At 64.9% G+C, this 19,282-nt stretch carries 21 protein-coding genes and 1 pseudogene; 12 read left to right on the top strand and 10 right to left on the bottom strand.

The genetic code is table 11. The annotated features are described in order from the left end of the window. Positions 1–157 precede the first annotated feature (157 nt). The 4 genes and pseudogenes from RBB18_RS11155 to RBB18_RS11140 form a co-directional block, all read left to right on the top strand. A complete protein-coding gene (locus tag RBB18_RS11155) occupies positions 158–1,498 on the top strand; it encodes a S8 family serine peptidase (RefSeq protein WP_306112054.1) in 1,341 nt (446 codons plus the stop codon). Positions 1,499–1,569: 71 nt separating this feature from the next. Further along, a complete protein-coding gene (locus RBB18_RS11150) occupies positions 1,570–1,914 on the top strand; it encodes a hypothetical protein (protein ID WP_274593810.1) in 345 nt (114 codons plus the stop codon). 132 nt (positions 1,915–2,046) lie between these two features. Continuing rightward, positions 2,047–3,189: a PqqD family protein gene (locus tag RBB18_RS11145; protein WP_306112053.1), complete on the top strand. Its 1,143-nt coding sequence runs from the start codon at positions 2,047–2,049 to the stop codon at positions 3,187–3,189. A gap of 14 nt (positions 3,190–3,203) precedes the next feature. Next, positions 3,204–3,317 (top strand): annotated as a pseudogene (locus RBB18_RS11140) (IS3 family transposase); the annotation flags it as partial. Between the two features lie 96 nt (positions 3,318–3,413). Here the strand turns inward: RBB18_RS11140 and RBB18_RS11135 are convergent. The 3 genes from RBB18_RS11135 to RBB18_RS11125 all read right to left on the bottom strand — a co-directional run bounded on the left by RBB18_RS11135 (position 3,414) and on the right by RBB18_RS11125 (position 5,320). Beyond that, the gene (locus tag RBB18_RS11135) at positions 3,414–4,550 is read right to left on the bottom strand and encodes an ABC transporter substrate-binding protein (protein WP_306112052.1); all 1,137 of its coding nucleotides are present in this window, start codon (positions 4,548–4,550) and stop codon (positions 3,414–3,416) included. Positions 4,551–4,572: 22 nt separating this feature from the next. Beyond that, complete coding sequence (locus tag RBB18_RS11130) at positions 4,573–4,809, bottom strand: Lrp/AsnC ligand binding domain-containing protein (protein ID WP_103763804.1); 237 nt, start codon at positions 4,807–4,809, stop codon at positions 4,573–4,575. An 85-nt stretch (positions 4,810–4,894) separates the two neighbouring features. Next, positions 4,895–5,320 (bottom strand): tellurite resistance TerB family protein, encoded by a 426-nt coding sequence (locus RBB18_RS11125; RefSeq protein WP_103763803.1) that lies wholly within the window; start codon positions 5,318–5,320, stop codon positions 4,895–4,897. Between the two features lie 113 nt (positions 5,321–5,433). Between RBB18_RS11125 and RBB18_RS11120 the strand changes: the two genes are divergently transcribed. Both RBB18_RS11120 and RBB18_RS11115 read left to right on the top strand, forming a co-directional pair. After that, positions 5,434–7,008 (top strand): lysine--tRNA ligase, encoded by a 1,575-nt coding sequence (locus RBB18_RS11120; RefSeq protein WP_306112051.1) that lies wholly within the window; start codon positions 5,434–5,436, stop codon positions 7,006–7,008. A 61-nt stretch (positions 7,009–7,069) separates the two neighbouring features. Continuing rightward, a complete protein-coding gene (locus RBB18_RS11115; protein ID WP_306112050.1) occupies positions 7,070–7,468 on the top strand; it encodes a cytochrome c in 399 nt (132 codons plus the stop codon). Here RBB18_RS11115 and RBB18_RS11110 read toward each other — a convergent pair. The 5 genes from RBB18_RS11110 to RBB18_RS11090 form a co-directional block, all read right to left on the bottom strand. Further along, entirely contained in the window at positions 7,465–8,148 is a 684-nt protein-coding gene (locus RBB18_RS11110; protein WP_306112049.1) for a hypothetical protein, read from the bottom strand. The genes RBB18_RS11115 and RBB18_RS11110 overlap by 4 nt on opposite strands. A gap of 421 nt (positions 8,149–8,569) precedes the next feature. After that, positions 8,570–9,055: a hypothetical protein gene (locus RBB18_RS11105; RefSeq protein WP_306112048.1), complete on the bottom strand. Its 486-nt coding sequence runs from the start codon at positions 9,053–9,055 to the stop codon at positions 8,570–8,572. Next, positions 9,052–11,010 carry a DNA topoisomerase IV subunit B gene (gene parE / locus RBB18_RS11100; RefSeq protein WP_306112047.1) on the bottom strand — a complete coding sequence of 653 codons (1,959 nt, stop codon included), beginning with the start codon at positions 11,008–11,010 and terminating at the stop codon, positions 9,052–9,054. Before parE ends, RBB18_RS11105 begins: the two co-directional genes overlap by 4 nt. Positions 11,011–11,085: 75 nt before the next feature. Next, positions 11,086–11,997 carry a glucokinase gene (locus RBB18_RS11095; RefSeq protein WP_306112046.1) on the bottom strand — a complete coding sequence of 304 codons (912 nt, stop codon included), beginning with the start codon at positions 11,995–11,997 and terminating at the stop codon, positions 11,086–11,088. Next, positions 11,997–12,764, bottom strand: coding sequence for an HpcH/HpaI aldolase/citrate lyase family protein (locus RBB18_RS11090; protein WP_274593819.1), 768 nt, complete (start codon positions 12,762–12,764; stop codon positions 11,997–11,999). The genes RBB18_RS11095 and RBB18_RS11090 overlap by 1 nt, the downstream gene beginning before the upstream one ends. Positions 12,765–12,900: 136 nt before the next feature. Between RBB18_RS11090 and RBB18_RS11085 the strand changes: the two genes are divergently transcribed. Then, positions 12,901–13,500 carry an HdeD family acid-resistance protein gene (locus RBB18_RS11085; RefSeq protein WP_306112045.1) on the top strand — a complete coding sequence of 200 codons (600 nt, stop codon included), beginning with the start codon at positions 12,901–12,903 and terminating at the stop codon, positions 13,498–13,500. A gap of 139 nt (positions 13,501–13,639) precedes the next feature. Next, on the top strand, positions 13,640–14,197 hold the full coding sequence (locus tag RBB18_RS11080; protein WP_306112044.1) for a DUF2585 family protein: 558 nt from the start codon (positions 13,640–13,642) through the stop codon (positions 14,195–14,197). Positions 14,198–14,547: 350 nt separating this feature from the next. Here RBB18_RS11080 and RBB18_RS11075 read toward each other — a convergent pair whose 3' ends face one another. Further along, on the bottom strand, positions 14,548–15,468 hold the full coding sequence (locus RBB18_RS11075) for a manganese-dependent inorganic pyrophosphatase (RefSeq protein WP_306112043.1): 921 nt from the start codon (positions 15,466–15,468) through the stop codon (positions 14,548–14,550). 25 nt (positions 15,469–15,493) lie between these two features. Here RBB18_RS11075 and RBB18_RS11070 point away from each other — a divergent pair, with 25 nt between their 5' ends. The 3 genes from RBB18_RS11070 to RBB18_RS11060 are packed head-to-tail and all read left to right on the top strand — an operon-like array spanning position 15,494 to position 17,782. Continuing rightward, positions 15,494–16,234 (top strand): DUF2161 family putative PD-(D/E)XK-type phosphodiesterase, encoded by a 741-nt coding sequence (locus tag RBB18_RS11070; protein WP_338020429.1) that lies wholly within the window; start codon positions 15,494–15,496, stop codon positions 16,232–16,234. After that, on the top strand, positions 16,227–16,925 hold the full coding sequence (locus RBB18_RS11065) for an SGNH/GDSL hydrolase family protein (protein WP_306112042.1): 699 nt from the start codon (positions 16,227–16,229) through the stop codon (positions 16,923–16,925). The genes RBB18_RS11070 and RBB18_RS11065 overlap by 8 nt, the downstream gene beginning before the upstream one ends. A 5-nt stretch (positions 16,926–16,930) precedes the next feature. Continuing rightward, a complete protein-coding gene (locus RBB18_RS11060; protein WP_306112041.1) occupies positions 16,931–17,782 on the top strand; it encodes an MBL fold metallo-hydrolase in 852 nt (283 codons plus the stop codon). 187 nt (positions 17,783–17,969) lie between these two features. Here the strand turns inward: RBB18_RS11060 and deoD are convergent, their stop codons facing one another. Further along, entirely contained in the window at positions 17,970–18,674 is a 705-nt protein-coding gene (deoD, locus tag RBB18_RS11055) for a purine-nucleoside phosphorylase (protein WP_306112040.1), read from the bottom strand. A 73-nt stretch (positions 18,675–18,747) separates the two neighbouring features. Here deoD and RBB18_RS11050 point away from each other — a divergent pair, with 73 nt between their 5' ends. Next, positions 18,748–19,275, top strand: a complete 528-nt coding sequence (locus RBB18_RS11050) for a DUF4329 domain-containing protein (protein WP_306112039.1) — start codon at positions 18,748–18,750, stop codon at positions 19,273–19,275. Positions 19,276–19,282 lie beyond the last annotated feature (7 nt).

Raw genomic sequence — 19,282 nt, 5'->3', positions numbered from 1 at the left:
GGTTGCAGGACGTATTACATCGGTAAAACGGACCATGGCGGGATTTATTCCGTCCCGGCGACCAAAAAAAGCTATAGTCACGCTGGAATAAACAGTCTGTGCTGTACGTTATCCCTTTTGTGCTGCCACCGAGCCGTTGAACAGGAGCTTTTAGCCGATGACTGACGACGACCGCCCCGACCTGGCCCGCCGCCGCCTGCTGAAACGCATCGGGCTTGCCGGCGCCACGGCCTATACCGCACCTGCGTTGACGCATCTTGGCATGGCGCATGCCTCCGGCGGATCGGGCGGCGGGAGCGGCGCAGGCAGTGGTGGAAGCGGCGGCAGGGAATCCTGGCGACCGGCCCGACGCCAGACACGGCCAAGGCCAAACCGGCCGCGTGCGGCTCAACCCCGGCAGGCTCCGCCCCCGCCGCCGGAAATCCTGCTGCTCTTGCCGGCAGGCACGAGCGTCACGCCTGCGATCGACGCGGGCTACGAAGTGCGCGCCACGGCCTCGAATGATCTGCTCGATGGCAGGTTGTATCGGCTGGATCTACCGGCCGGACGTTCCATCGAAGACGGGCTGGCCGACCTGGCCGGCTTGCTTCCCGGGGCCCTGATGGACGAAAACCACTTCTACACGCCGGACGCCTTTCTGTGTGACTCCGAGGGGTGCGATGCGCATGAAATGATCGGCTGGTCCGGTTGGCCCAGCATCTATGCCCCCCGGCTGGGAATGATCGATACCGGCATCAACCAGGATCACCCGGCGCTCAGCGGCCAGAAGCTTACAATCCACCAAGCCGACCTGGGTGCACGGGCAGAGGCAGGGCGCAAGCATGGCACGGCGATTGCCGCCATGCTGATCGGCCGGTTGGACTATCGCGTGCCGGGGCTGCTGCCCAACGCCGAACTGGTTGCGGTCGAAGCATTCCACCGCGGGCATCTCGGCGAACAGGCTGATGCATTTTCCCTCGCATCAGCGATGGATCTTCTGATGGCGGCCGATGTCGATGTTATCAACATGAGCTTCTCCGGCCCGTACAACCCGATCCTCGAGGAAATGATCATTCGGGCAACCGAACGCGAAACAGCGGTGGTTGCCGCCGCCGGCAACGGCGGCCCGGGCGCCGAGCCCGCTTACCCGGCTGCCTTCGATGCAGTCATCGCCGTGACGGCGATCGACCGAGAAGAGGGCATTTACCGTCAGGCCAACCAAGGTCCCTATATCAATTTCGCGGCGCCGGGCGTGCGGGTCTGGGCGGCCGCGTCAGTATCAGGCGGGCGGCTCAAGTCCGGGACCTCCTATGCCGCGCCTTTCGTCACCGCCTCGCTTGCGGTGCAACGCGTACGCGCACCATCGGTCCCGCTGGATCAGACGGTCGCGGAAATGGTGCGGTGCGCCAAGGATCTTGGTGCTCCGGGCCGTGACAGCGTGTTCGGCGATGGGTTGGTCGCAGCCCCCGGGCAATGTTTCGCCGGTGACACCGAGTTTTTGCCGGTCTCCGGGGAATAAAACCCGGTGCCTTCCGTTTTCCTTGTATGGCCGCAGCGAGTGGCCGACGGAAAACGCAAAGGAGAGAAACCATGGCAGATCAAGAGAACGCCAATATTTCGCGCCGGCGGATGCTCACACGCCTTGGGCTGGCCACGGGTGCAGCCTACGTCGCCCCCGTGATGATGCATCTAAGCGCCGCGCATGCCTCCGGCGGCGGCAGTGGTGGTGGTGCCGGTGGATCTGGTGGCGGCAGGGGCGGCTCCGGTGGGTCCGGTGGCGGCTTTGGCGGCGGATCTCGGGGCTCCGGTGGATTTGGTGGAAGCCGCGGCAGCCGGGGCAGCCGTGGATCGGGACCGTCCGGAGGGCGTCGTTCGGGCCGGGGCACAGGTTTCGGCCGGGCAGTACGCGGAGCTCTGCGCGATCTCGGTCTTTAGACCCCGATGGGCGGACGCTACGACAAGCAGGCAAGAACTGGGGCGCGTGGCGTGTGCGCCCCAGACTCATTCGTGTCACGCATACTGTTCCCCGCGGCGTCTCATGTCGTTGAGCTGCCGGAATGCCCATCCGTGCGCGATGACATCTGCAGTGTCATGCCGGATTGGGAGGTCGTCTCTGCAGCCGATACAAAAACAGCCACCACGGTCCTGCGCCGCGACGAAGACGGCACGTTCCAGTTCCAGTCATGGTGGTCCGACACCCCGTTGACAAAACTTGGTCGTGCCGGCGCGACCTGCGGCGCCGTTGCCGATATACTGCAAGGTTATCTTGACTCGCGGCCGGGTTTTTTCGGCTTTCACTGCGGGGCCGTTCAGGTCAACGGTCATCTTTTGGCCTTCACCGGCCCCTACCGGGCCGGAAAGACAACTCTTGTCTCCAGGCTCGGGACCGAGCCGGATTGCGCGCTTTTCTGCGACGACATCCTGCCGATCGATGGCGACGGCGTTGCGACGGCGCTTGGTGTGCAGCCGCGGCTTCGCCTGCCGTTGCCGAACGGGCTGAGCGGCGCTTTCAAAAGCTATGTCGCCGCCAACCTGACTTTCAGCGACACTCGCTACGGGTTCCTTGATCTTTCGAACCAGGCGTCTCTTGGCACCCGCGCACCATTGGCCGCAATGATCGTGCTGTGCCGACAAGAGGGCGCGCGTGCCCGATTTCACGAACTTTCGACCGAGGATGCAGCCGGGTTTCTGATCCGTCAGAACATTGCCGACCCCGGAGATGCCGGATCGCACTACGATCGCGTCGCTGCGATGGCGGAGGACCTTGTCTGTCTCACACTCGTTTATTCCGACCTGGAGGACGCTGTATCCCTGATCAGAGAGGCGTTCGGAGCAGCCGACATCCCGCGTTTGAAAGCGCCGTTGGGGCCGGCTTTGCCGCTGAGAGATCCTGATGCCGAGGCCCCTCCGGCAGACCTGTCGCTGCGCCTTGTACGAGCTTCTGATGTGGTGACCCGGCAGATCGGCGAGGATACGTTTCTGTGGCAGATGGCGGATCGAAACTTCTTCAGGCTCAATGCCATCGGGGGCGCGATCTGGATGCTTCTCGAACAGCAACAGACCGGCAATTGCATCGTGCGCGCGCTCCACGATGCCTTTCCGGCAACATCGGAGCAAAAGATACGACGGGATGTCGCCATGCTGCTTGGCCAATTGATCCAGAGGGGTTTGGCGGCGATGTGCCCAGGCGCTTCTCCTGATGAGATGTGATTGCGGATGGAGAAGCAGCATGGCGCGACGACTGCAATCACCACCGGCCGCATTCGAGCCTCGGCGGGCGCACAAAGCGGGAGTATCACCAACGGCCGGAAGAGGACCAAACCCTGATCAAAGCCAACTTTTGGACTCGGACACCAAGGGGGTGTGGTCACACCCGCTGCACAAAAAAAGCCGCCCAGAGGGGCGGCTTTCGCGTTTCAACTCGGTGGCCGACCTTACATCTCGCACTCTTCGACGTAGACGTTGGAGTGATCCTCCAGCGCAGTGCCGATGATCTTGTTGGTGTAGATGTCGCCTTCCTTGATCACCTCGCGGACATAGATGTCCTGTACGGGGTGGTTGTTGGACGAAAACTCGAAATCGCCCCGGGTCGAGGCGAAATCGGCCTCTTTCAGCGCGGCACGGAAGGCGTCGGCGTCGGTCACGTCAGCTTTAGACATCGCGGACAAAAGCAGGTTCGCGGTGTCATAGCCTTGCGATGCGTAAAGCGAGGGCAGGCGGCCGTATTCTTCCTGGAAGGCGGCGACAAATTCGACGTTCGCCTCGTTGTCGAGGTCCTTGTTCCACTGGCTGGTGTTCTTGACGCCAATCGCCGCGTCGCCCACGGCCTGCAGGATGCCCTGATCAAAGCTGAAGGCAGGACCAACCACGGGCAGGTCCACGCCGCTGTCGGCATATTGCTTGAGGAACGAGATACCCATCCCGCCCGGCAGGAAGAAGAACACGCTGTCGGCGCCCGAGGCGCGGATCTGGGCGATCTCGGCGGCATAGTCGGTCTGGCCCAGCTGGGTAAAGACCTCGCCGGCCAGCTCGCCCTCGTAGATGCGCTTGTAGCCGGTCAGCGCGTCCTGACCCGCGGGATAGTTGGGCGCGAGGATGAAGCTGTTCTGGAACCCGGCAGAGTTGGCATAGCCGCCCGCGGCCTCGTGCAGGTTGTCGTTCTGCCACGCGACGTTGAAATAGTTGGGGTTGCAACCCTTGCCGGCCAGCGCCGAGGGGCCCGCGTTCGGCGACAGGTAGAACTTGCCTTGCGCCACCGCGGCGGGCACCACGGCCATGGCGAGGTTCGACCAGATGATGCCGGTCAGAACGTCGACCTTTTCGGACTGGATCATCTTGTCGGCCAGTTGCACGGCGATATCGGGCTTGCGCTGGTCATCCTCGACCACGACCTCGATATCGGAATTGCCGGACATCTTGACCGCCAGCAGAAAGCCGTCGCGCACGTCGATGCCAAGCCCCGCACCGCCGCCCGAAAGCGTGGTGATCATGCCGACCTTCACGCCCTCGGCATGGGCCATCGCGCCAAGCGCGGTCATGGCCGTCGCGGCCAGGATGGATTTCAGTTTCATGGTTTCCTCTCCCTTGGAAGTGTCAGAACGCCTTGAACGTCAGCGTCGTCTCGGTGCGTTCGATATTGTCGATTGTCGCGAGGTTCTCGTTGATGAATTTGCCCACGTCTTCGCCGTCGGGGACATACAGCTTCAAGAGCAGGTCAAACGGCCCGGAGGTGGAGTAAAGCTCGGAATGGATTTCGCGCAGGGCGATGTCCTCGGCCACCTGGTAGGAGGTGCCGGGGCGGCAGCGGATATTCACGAAGAGTGGGCGCATGTGATGGGTCTCCCGATCGGCTGGGGCCTATTTAGAGCGGTTTTCGGTGCGGATGAAAATGGCGAATTTCGTGCGCCGTTTCGGATCACTCCGGCACATGCCGCGCGCGCGCGCCGCGCTCGATGGCCGCCGCGTGCAGACGGTCAATGTTCAGCTGGTACCGGATCTCGCCCAGAAAGCGCAGTTCCGTCTCGTCCAGCAGGCCATCGGAGGCGGCCACGTCACAGGCAAGCGCATAGGCGGTCTCGAAGAGGCGCTCGGGCAGGTTGTCGGTGACGAGGCCGAAAAGCGCGTCCAGCCCGTCCTCTTCGGCAAAGAGGTCGAACACCATCTGCGACACGGTCTTCATCCGGTCGGCATCGTAGGTGGCAAAGATCGGCAGGTTGTCGATGGCGCTTTCGATCTTGACCAGTTCGGCGGTGCGGATCTCTTCATCCGAGGCCGACACGGCGATCATGACCGCCACGAGGCAGTCCTGCGGGGTGAGCGGGTGAGAATCCTGGTCGGTCATGCGCTGTCCTTAAAGGGGTTTGTTGCGGCGCAGATTATTGACTGTCCGGGGGCGGAGCAATAGGAACCGAGGCGGCCCGCCATTCGTGCGGGCCTTAACCTCTGGAGACCGACATGTCCGAACTGCGCGACGCCGCGATGAGTGCGAAAGCCTGGCCCTTTGAAGAAGCGCGCCGGCTGCTCAAACGGTATGAAAAGGCGCCGCCCGAGAAGGGATATGTTCTGTTCGAGACCGGCTATGGCCCCAGCGGCCTGCCGCATATCGGAACCTTCGGCGAGGTTCTGCGCACGACGATGATCCGCCATGCGTTTCAGCAGATCAGCGATATTCCCACGCGGCTGTTCTGTTTCTCGGACGACCTCGACGGGATGCGCAAGGTGCCGGGCAACGTGCCCAACCAGGAGATGCTGCAAGAGCACCTGCAAAAGCCGCTGACCAGCGTGCCGGACCCGTTTGGCGAGTTCGAGAGCTTCGGGCACCACAACAACGCCATGCTGCGCCGGTTCCTCGATACCTTCGGGTTCGAGTACGAGTTCTATTCCGCGACCGATTTCTACAAGTCGGGCCAGTTCGACACGACGCTGCTGCGCGCGGCCGAGCGATATGACGACATCATGAAGGTCATGCTGAAATCCCTGCGCGAGGAACGGCAGCAGACCTATTCGATCTTCCTGCCGCTGCACCCCGAGACGGGGCGTGTCCTGTACGTGCCGATGAAGAACGTGGATGCCGCCAAGGGCGAAATCACGTTCGATGACGAGGAGGGCCGCGAGTGGACCCTGCCGGTGACCGGCGGTAACGTGAAGCTGCAGTGGAAGCCGGATTTCGGCGCGCGCTGGGCCGCGCTGGGCGTGGATTTCGAGATGTACGGCAAGGACCATTCCACCAACACGCCGATCTATGACAAGATCTGCGAGATCCTGGGCACGCCCGCGCCGGAGCATTTCACCTATGAGCTGTTTCTCGACGACAAGGGGCAGAAGATCTCCAAGTCGTCGGGCAACGGGATCAGCATCGACGAATGGCTGAGCTATGCCAGCAGCGAGAGCCTGTCCTATTTCATGTACCAGAAACCGAAGACCGCCAAGCGGCTGTTCTTTGACGTGATCCCGCGCGCGGTGGACGAGTATCACCAGCAATTGCGCGCCTATCCGGGGCAGGATGCGGCGGGCAAGCTGAACAATCCGGTGCATCACATCCACAACGGCGACGTGCCGGAAAGCCGGATGGTGGTGTCCTTTGCCATGCTGCTGAACCTCGCCTCGGTCGCCTCGGCGCAGGACAAGGAAACGCTCTGGGGCTTCATCAACCGCTATGCGCCCGATGCCAGCCCCGCCACGCATCCCGACCTCGATGCCGCGGCAGGCTCGGCGGTGAAGTACTACGAGGATTTCGTCGCACCGACGAAGACCTATCGCGCACCCACGGACCTGGAGCGCGAGGCGCTGACCGACCTGCGCGACCAGCTGGCCGCCTATGACGGCCCGGTCGAGGACGAGGTCCTGCAATCCATCGTCTATGCCGTGGGCCGTGACCGGTTCGATCCGCTGCGCGACTGGTTCAAGGCGATCTACGAGACGCTGCTGGGCGCAAGCCAGGGGCCGCGGTTCGGCGGGTTCATCGCACTCTACGGTGTTGACGAAACCGTGGCGTTAATCGACCGTGCGTTGGCGGGCGAGCTGGCTTGATCCACGTCAATGCTGGCCGTTCGCGGCCCGCTAGACTGGGCAAAAGACAGGGAGCAGGACCATGATCAGATCAATCACCCTCGTTGCGTGCCTCTTGGCCGGGGCGGCGACCGCGCAGGAGTCGATGCCCGAGCCCGACGAGGGGCGCGCGATCTTCGAGGACAACTGCGCCGTCTGCCACGGCAGCCGCGGCATGGGCAACGGGCCGTGGGCGGGCTCTTACAACCCACCCCCTGCCGACCTGACGGCGCTGAAGGAAGACGGCGTGTTTTCCCGCACGCGGGTCCTGTCGGTGATCGACGGCTATGACCGCACCGGCCTGCCGGGGCACGAGATGCCGGAATTCGGCCTGCTGTTGCAGGGCGACACGGTGCCGGTGGACGTGGGCGACGGGGTGATGACGCCGACGCCGCGCCCGCTGGCGGCGCTCTTGATCTACATCGAAAGCATCCAGGACTAGACGCGGCAGATCCCGTTCAGCTCGACCCCGTCCCACGGCAGCACGACCTTGTCGGGGATGGTCAGCCGGCCCAGCGGGAACGCGCCTTCGAGCAATGATTCCAATCGCTTGGTGCGTGGCGCCCCGGGGTCCAGCGTGGCGCAGCAGACGTATTCCTCGACGATCGAGGCCTGCTGTTCATAGCCGAAGTCGAGGAACCGCGTCTGGGTGTCGATGTCGAAAAGGTAGGGGTCGTCACTGACCTGATGCTCGCGCACGGCCTTGAGCGGGCTATAGCCCGTCTGGCGGCGGTTCTGCCATTGCCAGACATGGGTCATCTCGTGGGCAAAGAGCATCGCCTCGACCAGGTAGAACCGCTCGTCATAGTCGGGCAGGTAATCCTTCAGGTACCAGTCTTTCGAATAGAAAACCTTGCTGAACAGAACGAAGGCGGCGGGGCTGACGGTGACTTCCTTGGTCTCCTCGGCCTGGGGCGGAAAGATGCGCTCGCGGCAGGCGAGGCGGGGGCGTTTCTTGCGGGTATAGGTGGTCTTGCCGATCAGGGCGCCCTCGACCAGCCGGATACGGGCCGTGTCGATGGAGGACCCGTGGATCTGCTTGGTGAAGGCTTTCTCGGTGTCCGTCAGGGGACGGCCACAGGAGATCAGGACGGCGAGAGAGAGCAGGAAAAGCCAGCGCATGTCCGGCAGGTTAACGGGGGATGAATGGACCGGATAGAGGGAATGTTAACCACGGCCCGAATCGCGTCGAATCGTCTTGGTTAACAAGGGGATTGGGGGCAATTTGGAACGTCGGTATCGCGTCGGTATCCGAGTGGTATCGCGACGGTGCGGTTTTCGGGATTTGCCGGGTTAACGGGGCGTGCGGTGGTTTTGGTGGCGGGGAGGTCCCGGATCAAGTCCGGGACTGCGTTGTGTGGCTGAGGCCGCGCGAGGGCCAGACCGCGGGGTGGCGATCCGACGGGTGTTCAGGGCACTTTATGGGTGCGGTGTCCGCATGACCTTTGATCGGGGGGCTTGCGTCAGCCAATCGCCAGCCCGGGGGGCGGTCTGGCGATCGCGCGGCGGCGCAGCGTGCTGCGCCTTGATTCCGCGCGAAGACTTAAAAACCTTCAGCGAATTCCGTACAAAATTCGCTCAAACTGCGCGCAATTGCGTCAGCATGTGCGAGCATTTCATCTATGCTCTCTTCTTCGATAACAGCAACTACATCTTCTTGAGCCTTTTTATCGAAATACTTTACCTGCAAATGCTCGTTAAAGAATACGACGCCATGAACGGCTCTGTGCCTGTTATCAACGAATTGGTGTAAGTATGGGCGTAGTTCTTGAAAGAACGTTGCAAATCTATGGCTTTTTGGAAGGGCTTTGGTGACGGAATTAAGCGAAGATATAAGCTTTGTGGTGGGCAACATAGAAAGCTCTGCGACGCGCTTCTTTCGGTCATCACCCTCTAGGTTTTCAACGGTTACAACGGCAATGATTATCAGCTTCTCGATGCGGGCGCATAGTTGCACATACTTTCCAATTTCTTTGATAATATTGTCCGGCAATGCGTAATCGACAATTGTAGTGCGTTCATCACTCAAACATCCAACTCCTCCACGAACCTCGCGTTCTCCTGGATGTACTGGAACCGCAATTCGGGCTTCTTGCCCATCAGGCGCTCCACCAGGTCGCCGGTCTCGCCGGGTTCGTCCTCGTCGATGGTCACGCGGATCAGCTTGCGCGTCGCGGGGTCCATCGTGGTTTCCTTCAGGTCCTTGGCGTCCATCTCGCCCAGGCCCTTGAAGCGGGAAACGTCGATCTTGCCCTTGCCGCCAAGGCCCTTTTCCAGCCACAGGTCCCGCTCGGCCTCGTCGAGGCAGTAGGTCCGCTTGGCGCCCTGGGTCAGGCGGTACAAAGGCGGGCAGGCGAGGTAGAGGTGGCCCGCGTCGATCATGGGGCGCATCTGGGTGAAGAAGAAGGTCATCAGCAGCGAGGCGATATGGGCGCCGTCCACGTCGGCGTCGGTCATGATGATGATCTTGTCATAGCGCAGGTCGTCGATGTTGAACCGCGATCCCAGCCCCACGCCAAGCGCCTGCGTGAGGTCGTTGATCTCGGCGTTCGAGCCCAGTTTCGAGCTGGCCGCGCCCAGCACGTTCAGGATCTTGCCGCGCAGGGGCAGCAGGGCCTGGGTCTTGCGGTCCCGGCCCATTTTCGCCGACCCGCCGGCGGAATCGCCCTCGACAATGAACAATTCGGTGCCGTCGCGGGTTGACGACGAGCAATCCACCAATTTGCCGGGGAGGCGAAGTTTTTTCGTGGCGGATTTGCGTTGTGTCTCCTTCTCGGCGCGCCTGCGCAGGCGTTCCTCGGCCCGCAGGACGAGGAAGTCGAGGATGGCCCCCGCCGACTTGGTGTCGGCCGCCAGCCAGTTGTCGAAATGGTCGCGGACGGCGTTTTCCACCAGCCGCTGCGCCTCGGTCGTGGCAAGGCGGTCCTTGGTCTGGCCGACGAATTCCGGCTCGCGGATGAAGCATGAGACCAGCGCGCAGCCGCCGGTCATCAGGTCGTCGCGGGTGATGTTGGCGGCCTTCTTGTTGTTGACCAGCTCGCCATAGGCCTTGATGCCCTTGACGATCGCGGCCCAGAAGCCGGCGACGTGCGTGCCGCCCTCGGGCGTGGGGACGGTGTTACAGTAGCTTTGCAGGAAGCCGTCGCGGCTGGGCGTCCAGTTGATCGCCCACTCCACCTTGCCCGGCGTGCCGAAGCGTTCCTGGAAATCGACGGTGCCGGCAAAGGGATTCTCGGCATAGGTCGAGGCGGTGCCCATCGTCTCGCGCAAGTAATCGGCCAGACCGCCGGGGAAGTGGAACGTGGCCTCCTGCGGGGTGTCGCCGTCGGCAATGGCGGATTTCCAGCGGATCTCGACCCCCGAAAAGAGGTAGGCCTTGGAGCGGATCGAGCTGAAGAGCCGGGCGGGCTTGAAGCGATGCGAGCCGAAGATCTCCTCGTCGGCGTGGAAGGTGACGGTGGTGCCGCGGCGGTTGGGGGCGGCGCCGACCTCCTGCACCGGGCCGAGCGGCTTGCCGCGGGAGAAGCGCTGTTCGTGGAGTTTGCGGTCGCGGGCCACCTGGACGACCATCGAATCCGACAGCGCGTTCACCACCGAGGCGCCCACGCCATGCAGACCGCCCGAGGTCTGGTAGGCCTTGCCCGAGAACTTGCCGCCCGCGTGCAGGGTGCAGAGGATCACCTCGAGCGCGGATTTGCCGGGGAACTTTGGATGTTCGTCCACCGGCATGCCGCGGCCGTTGTCGCGGATGGTGATGGAATAATCGTCGTGGAGCTCGACCTCGATCCGGTTGGCATGGCCGGCCACGGCCTCGTCCATGGAGTTGTCGAGGATCTCGGCCACCAGGTGATGCAGCGCCCGTTCATCCGTGCCGCCGATATACATGCCGGGGCGTTTGCGGACAGGCTCCAGCCCCTCCAGCACCTCGATCGAGGAGGCGTCGTAATCGCCAGAGTCAGTCGGTGAGAGAAGGTCGTCGGCCATGTGCGCTGCTCTTTGTTTTATGAGTTGGGGCGCAGTATGGCAGAGGGCAGGCGGTGGGGGAAGTGGGATCGGGCCTTATTCCGAGGGGTATTGTGCGAGGTATCGGGCGCAGCCGCGCAGGGCGGCGTTGTCGTCGGCGATGAGGGTCACGCGAATGGCGCGCAGGATATCTGTGTAGGGTCCGCGCGGATGGAACGTGTCGGTGAATCCCAGCGGCACAAGATACGGCGCGACGGCCCGGGCGGTGCCGCCAATGAGGTAAAGCCCCCCGGTGGCCATGTGCGACAGGCACAGGTTCGAGGCGGCGAGCCCCAGCAGTGAGACGAAGGCTTGCAGGGTTTTGCGGGGCTCCTGCGCGATGATCTCGGTCGGGGTCAGTGTCTCGCCCGTATAGAAGGCGTGCAGGCGGCTGAGGCCGGGGCCGGAGAGGGCGGTCTCGATGGGTAGGTGTGATGCCTCGCCGCGCAGGTGATCGTAGAGCGCGCGAAAGCCCGGCGCGTCGGGCAGGGTGGTGTGGCCGGATTCGGACGGCGGCACGAAGAGGCCGTCGCCCACGCGGTGCGCGACCGCGATGTTGCAGCCGGTTCCCAGCCCAAGCACCATGCGCGGACCTTCGGGATCGGGCGTGCCGGGGATCAGCGGCGTGAGGCTGTCCGCGTCCAGATCGTCGAGCGCATAGGTCTGCGCCTGAAGATCGTTCATCAGGTGCACTTGGTCGGCGCCGGTGGCGCGGGCCAGCGCGTCGGCCTCGATGTGCCAGGCGTGATTGGTGAGCTGCGCCGCGCCGCGCCGCACCGGCCCGGCGACCCCCGCGCAAATCGCACTGACCGCGCCGGGGCGCATCGCATGCAGATAGGCGGCCAGCAGGTCGGCGAGGCTGGTATGATCGGCATTGGCAAAGCTGTGGGCGGTGTCGGGCAACAGGCCCGCCCCAGTCGCCAGCCCGACGCGGCAGGAGGTGCCGCCCAGATCGACCAGAAGGCGCATCACGCCTGCCAATTGCGCGCCAGCGCGCGGGCGGCATTGGCAAAGAGCAGGACGTCGATGCCGACGCCCAGCATCTGCGCACCCCAGTCGCGGTAGGTGCGCGTCGTCTGCGCGTCGATCCCAAGGATGCCGGGCGCCTTGCCCGCCGCGCGAATGCGGGCCAGCGCGTCCTGCATGGCGGCGCGCACCTCGGGGTGGTTCGCGTCGCCGCGATACCCCATGTCATTGGCCAGGTCCGACGGCCCGATAAAGGCCGCGTCGACGCCGTCGACCGCGCAGATCGCATCGAGATTGTCCAGCGCGGCCACGCTTTCGATCTGGACCACGAGGCACATCTGGTCATTGGCCGTGGCGATATAGTCGGGCACCGCGCCAAAGCCCGAGGCCCGCCCCAGCGCCGCGCCGGAGCCGCGCACGCCCTCGGGCGGGTAGCGCATGGCGCGCACGATCCGCTCGGCGTCGGCCGCGGTGTCGACCATCGGCGCCAGCAGCGTCTGTGCGCCCGCGTCCAGCACCTGCTTGATGATCCAGTCCTCGGCCACGGGCACGCGCACGATGGCCTCGCTGCTGGAGGCTTGCAGGATGCCGATCTGGGCCGACAGGGTCTGGAGCGTGTTGGGCGCATGTTCGCCGTCGAGGATCAGCCAGTCGAACCCAGCCGTGCCAAGGATCTCGGTGGCATAGGCGTCGGCGAACCCGGCCCAGCAGCCGACAAGGGGCTGGCCGGCGGCAAGGGCGGTCTTGAAACGGTTGACGGGGGCGGACATGGGTGGGCCTCGTGTGTCTTGGTGTCGAGGGCCAGTTAAACGCGGCGATGGGGAGACGTCCAGCGACGCAGGGCGGGAACCGGCGGTGCGGGTTGCGCGTTGTCCGCGTGAAACCACCCCGAAGGTGACACACGCAATGACATTCACCGAAGCCGTAGACCGCACCGCGCGGCACAGATCGACCGGGCGGACCGAACGCGAACCGGGCCGCATCGGGCTGACGATCCTCGGGATCGTCATGCTGGTGGGCGGGATGCTGGCGTTTTTCAACCCGTTTGCCGCATCGCTGACCGTCACCGCCGTCGCGGGTGCCGCGTTCCTGCTGGCCGGTCTGACGCAGCTTTGGCTGGCCTTCAGTGATCACGGCGACGCGCTGGGCGGCCGGGTGATCGGAGGGCTGATCGGGCTGGCCTTCGTGCTCTTCGCGGTATCGCTGTTGCTGAATCCGGTTGCCGGGCTGATCACGCTGACGCTGGCGGTTGCGGGGCTGTTTGCCGTGCTGGGGCTGTTGCGTCTGGTCTATGCCGTCCGGATGCGCCCGCGGCACGGCTGGGGCTGGATCGCCGGGGCCGGGCTGATGTCGCTGGCGCTGGCCGGGATGATCGTGCTGGGCCTGCCGGGCGCCGCCGCCGACGTGCTTGGATTGTTCCTCGGCGTCGACCTGACGCTGTCGGGGATCGCGACGCTGGCGCTGGCGTGGCACAAGCCCAAGGCATCCGGCCAGGACGCTTCATAAACGGTAGACTTTCCCAATGTGCAGGGGGGCGCGGTCCATCCGGGGCGCGCCCGATTTCTGCGCGAATGGTCGATGCACGGACTGGTTTCCGGACCGCTTTGCGATGGACAGGACCGTGGCGCTGTGATTCCGTGGCCAGATGACGGACAGGCGCATTCCCATTCGCATTGCGGCCATGCTGGGCCTTGCCACGCTGGTGGTGCTGCTTCTGATGGGGCGCAATCCGACGTGCCCCTGTGGCTGGGTGGACCTGTGGGGCACCGTGGGCACCAGCGAGGGCAGCCAGCAGGTGTTCGACTGGTACTGGCCCAGCCACCTGTTGCACGGGGTCCTGTTCTACGCGCTTTTGTGGCTGGTGGCGCGCCGGGTCGATCTGGGCTGGCGGCTGGTGATCGCGACGGCGGTGGAATGCGCGTGGGAGATCGTGGAGAACACCAACGCGGTGATCGAGCGCTACCGCGAGGTGACGATCTCGCTGGATTACTACGGCGACAGCGTGCTGAACTCGGCCTCGGATATCGTGGCGATGTGGCTTGGCTTCTGGCTGGCGCGGCGGTTGCCGGTCTGGGCCAGCGTGGCCGTGGTGGTGGGGTTCGAGCTGCTGACGCTTTGGGTCATCCGGGATAACCTGACGCTGAACGTGGTGATGCTGCTATACCCCGTCGATGCGATTGCCGACTGGCAGGCGGGCGGCTGAGGCCGCTTAGTCGTCGTCGCGCCGGTCCTTGCCGCGCCGCGTGCCGCGGCCGATGCCGATGAAGGATATCACGACAACGGCGACAAGAAGGAGGACGACAAGGCCCATGCGGTGCGACTCCGGCAAATGTTTCCATTGTCAGGCCTACAATTTGCGGCGCGGGGTCACAAGGCGCACCCCGTCCCGGGCTTGATCCGGGACCTCCTGCGGCGGGAGATCCCGGATCAAGCCCGGGATGGGAGCGAGAAAATACCGGCGCGCGGCGTCATCGTCACGGGGCGGGCGGGGTACGAAAAACGCCCCCGCAAATCTTGCGGAGGCGTTCGGAATGCAAGCGATAGCGAGGAGCGTCAGACCGCCAGGTTGGGAATGATCTGCTTCTTGCGGCTCATCACGCCGGGCAGGACCACGGTATCGCCCGACACGGACGCGCCAAAGCTTTTCTCGGCCACGCCTTTCACCAGGTCGTTGGGCACCAGCAGGGTCGCTTCCTCGTTCAGGATGTCCACGACGAAGAGCAGTACCTGGTCGACGTCGTCTTCCTTGGCTACGTCGGCCATGGAGGCCATCAGGCTGTCCTTGCGCTCCAGCACCGAGGCGGGCGCGGTGGTTTCCAGAACCGAGACGCGGAACTTGGTGCCGCCGACGTCGTATTCCTTGCTGTCCATGTGGAGGAGTTCGGCGTCAGAGAATGCCGAGACGTCGGACTTGGCCGCGAACATCTCGGCGGCGTAATCCGAAATGCTGACGCCGAGGCCGCTGGCCAGTTTCTCGGCCGTGGCGCGATCATGGTCGGTGGTGGTGGGACTGCGGAATTCCAGCGTGTCGGACAAGATGCAGGTCAGGGCCGCGCCCTTGGCCCAGTCGGGCATCTTTTCGGCGTCCTCGCCCATCAAGTCGATCATGATCGTGGCGGTGCAGGCCAGCGGGCGCACGGTGATGTCGATCGGGCCGGCGGTTTCCAGACCGCCCACCAGCTTGTGGTGGTCGATGATGCCCTGCACGTCGGCGCCGTTGATGTTGGTCGGCAGCTCGGCGGGGTTGTTGGTGTCCACCACGATGCAGGGCTGGCCGTCATCCACGTTGGAGATGATGCGCGGCTTGGGCAGGTCCCACTTTTCCAGCATGAAGGCGGCCTCGGTGTTGGGCTCGCCCAGAAGGACGGCCTCGGCGTCGCCGCCTTTCACTTCGTTCAGGTACCACGCCCAGAGGATGGGCGAGCCGGTGCTGTCGGTGTCGGGGGATTTATGGCCAAATACGAGCGTGGTCATCGGATATGTCGTCCTCGGGGCTGAAATGAGTTTGTTCGCGCGCCTTATAGGGCTGTGCGAAGGGCTTGTCACCCATGCAACCTGCGGCCAAATTGCCGGGATGCATGATGCCCGCGAAACCCTGTTATACGCCCCGGTCAAGACCTGGCTGGAGGCGCTGGGCTATGCCGTGAAATCCGAGGTCGGGCCGGCGGACGTGGTGGGCCTGCGCGCGGATGCCGAGCCGGTGGTGGTGGAGCTGAAGACCGGGTTTTCGTTGACCCTTCTGCAACAGGCGGTGGCGCGGCAGGCGGTGACCGAGCAGGTCTACGTGGCCGTGCCGCGCTGGAAGGGCAAGGCGGGGTGGCGCGCGTTCAAGGGCAACATCGGCCTTTGCAAGCGGCTGGGGCTGGGCGTGTTGAGCGTCGCGCTGGACGAAGGCACGGTGCAGGTGCACTGCGATCCCGCGCCGTTCCAGCCGCGCCGGTCCAAGGTCAAGCGCGCGCGGCTGTTGAAGGAGTTCAACGCCCGGCGGGGCGATCCGAACGAGGGCGGCACACGCGGTCAGATCGAAACGTCCTACAAGCAGGATGTGCGGGCCTGCGTGGCCTACCTGTCCGAGCATGGGCCGTCCTCTGGCGCGGTGATCGCCAGGGCCACCGGCGTGGCGCGGGCGACGCGGATCATGGCGGATAATCATTCCGGCTGGTTCTACCGGGTCGAGCGCGGGGTCTATGCCCTGAGCGACACCGGCATGGCGTTCGGTGAAAGCGAGACCGATGCGTGATGCGCTCCGCGCGGCGCTGATGGCGCCGGTGCTGGTGCCACAGGTGGCCTGGGTCGTGCTGCGGGCGGCACACCTGCCCGAGGCGGCGGGCCCGCGCGACGGCGTGGCGGGCGCAGGCCCGGACCTGCGGTTGCTGATCGTCGGCGACAGTTCCGGCGCGGGCGTGGGCGTCGAGACGCAGGAGGACGCGCTGGCCGGGCGACTTGTGGCGCATCTTGCGCCGCATTTCCGCGTGCACTGGCGGCTGGAGGCGCGGGGCGGCGCGACCACGGCAACCGCCTTGGCCGATCTGGCGCAGATGCCGGAGCAGCCCTTCGACGTGGCGGTGATCGCGCTGGGCGTGAATGACGCCAAGAACGGGATGCGCCGGGTGCGGTGGCGGCGCAACTACCGCGACCTCGCGGCCCGTCTGCAAGAGCGGTTCGGCGTGACCCGGATCGTCGCCTCGGGCGTGCCGCCGCTGGGGGTGTTCCCGCTGCTGCCGCGCCCCTTGCGCGGGGTTCTCGGGCGGCGCGCGGCGGCCTTGGATGGCGAGCTACGCAACCTTGTGGCGCAAAACCCCGCGCTGCGCTACGTTTCGATGGATTTCCCGATGGACCGGGGCCTGATGGCCGCAGACGGGTTTCATCCTGCCGCCCCGCTTTATGACATGTGGGCGGGCCGGGTGGCGGAGCAGATCAGGGAGGGCTGAGCGCCATGTTGTGTCGGATCGGTGAGGTGGAGGTGTGGCGCATCCTGGAGATCGACGCGCCGTTTCTTGTACCCGAAGAGATGTTCCCGGGCGCCGGCCCGGATGTGGGCCGCATCATCGCCGAAAAAGTGCCGGGCGGGCTGTGCCGCCGGACGGGCCGCGTGATGCTGCCGATCCAGGGCTTTCTGCTGAAGACGCCCGATCACGTGATCCTCGTCGATACTTGTGTCGGCAACCACAAGACCGCGCCGAGCTTTCCGGACTGGCACCAGCGCGACACGCCGCGTTTTCTCGATGCGCTTAGCGGGGCTGGCGTAGGGGTGGAGGATATCGACTACGTGCTGTGCACCCATCTGCACGTGGATCACATCGGCTGGAACACGCGGCTGCTCGACGGGCGCTGGGTGCCGACGTTCCCCAACGCGCGCTACCTGCTGCCGAAGGCGGACGAGGCGTTCTATGCCGAGAAGGCGAAGGGCATGTATGACGAGAGCCTCCTGCCGGTGATCGAGGCCGGGCAGGCGGAACTGGTCGAGGGCGCGCACGGGATCGGTGATCATGTGACGCTGATGCCGACGCCGGGGCATACCGGGGGGCATGTGTCGGTCGTGGTGCGCTGTGGCGAAGCCGAGGCGATGATCACCGGGGATGCCATCCACAGCGCGGCGCAATGCTGGCACCCCGAGTGGCACTTTACCTTCGATCAGGACGCCGAGCGGGCCGTGCTGTCGCGCCGGGCGTTGCTGGAGCATGCGGTGGATCGGGATGCGCGGGTGCTGGGCACGCATTTCCGGCTGCCGTCGCTGGGCCGGGTGCGTGTCGAGGGGGATGCGTTCGCGTTTCTGGAGGACATGTAGGGTGCGCCATCGCCGCCCCCTTGGGTGCGGGTCGTCGGTGGCGCGGCGGCCTACGGCCTTTATTCCGCGCGCAAATGTGTCACGGGTGAGACGTATGCGTTTCCGGAGATTGCGTAGGGTGCGTTTTCAACGCACCACGCGCCCATGCCAGGTGTCCAGCCCGGGAAAGGTGCGTCGAAAACGCACCTTACGCAAACGCGGCCTCCAGCGCGATTTCGACCATGTCGCCGAAGCTGGCCTCGCGGTCTTCGCTGGGCAGGGCCTCGCCGGTTTGCAGATGGTCGGACACGGTCAGCACCGACAGCGTCCGCGCGCCGTGCCGTGCGGCCAGCGTGTACATCTCGGCGGTCTCCATTTCGACGGCGAGGATGCCGTGGCGGGTCATCTGCTCGTTGAGGTCGGGCCGCTCGTCATAGAACGTGTCGGACGAATAGATGCCCCCCACATGATGCGGCACACCCCGCGCCTCGGTCGCGGCAACGGCGGCCCGCAACAGGCCCCAATCGGCGCAGGGGGCATAATTCAGTTCGCGGAAGATGGTCGAGGAGGGCGTGCCGACGCTGCTGGCGGTCATGGCGATTATCACGTCGCGCAGGCCCACATGCGGCTGCATCGCGCCGGTGGAGCCGATGCGGATCAGCGTCCTTGCCCCAAAGTCGCGCAACAGCTCGTTGGCATAGATCGACAGGCTCGCCATGCCCATCCCGCTGCCGTGGATCGTCACCGGATGCCCGCGCCACGTGCCGGTAAAGCCCAGCATCCCGCGCACCGCGTTGACCTGGCGCGGCGCATCGAGGAACCGCTCGGCGGCCCACTTGGCGCGCATCGGGTCGCCGGGCATCAGGACGGTTTCGGCAATGTCGCCGGGTGCGGCGCCGATATGGATTGTCATGGGGCTCCCCTCTGTTGCTCGATCGCGTTACGGTAACGTCTGGACCCGCTGCTGCAAGAGAGGACACACGCCGATGCGGATCATTGCGCTACTGGCCCTGCTGGGGACGGCGCCCGCCGCCGCGCCCGCGCAGACCGCGGACGAGATCGGCGTCGCAAGGCATGTTCTGTCGCAGGCGCAGGCCCGGTCGGTGGCCGAGAACCGGGAATATTGCGGCTATATCGGCTATACCGCCTCGGGCCAGCTGGCCACGACGCGGCCCCGGCGCGGGTACCTGAACTATTGCCAGCCCAGTTGGCCCGAGAGGTTGCGCGTTGTGGCGTCCTGGCACACGCACGGGGCGTATGACGAGGACGCCTGGTCCGAGATGCCCACCGTCAACGACCTCCGCGCTGACAAGGGCGAAGGCATCAACGGCTATGTCGGCACGCCCGCCGGGCGGCTGTGGTTTCTCGACACGCGCCGCATGGAGGTGCGTCAGGTCTGTGGTCCGGGCTGCATCCCGGCCGATCCGCGCCACGTGATGGGAGCGGAAGGGCCGATCGCGCGATCCTATACCCTGCGCGCGTTGATGCGGCGCGAGGCGGCGCAGTTTCCCTGAACGGAAC

Origin of the sequence: Roseovarius sp. MMSF_3298 (assembly GCF_030733705.1) — a bacterium.
Taxonomy (GTDB): Bacteria; Pseudomonadota; Alphaproteobacteria; order Rhodobacterales; family Rhodobacteraceae; genus Roseovarius; species Roseovarius confluentis.
This window is presented reverse-complemented; position numbering and strand designations above follow the sequence as displayed.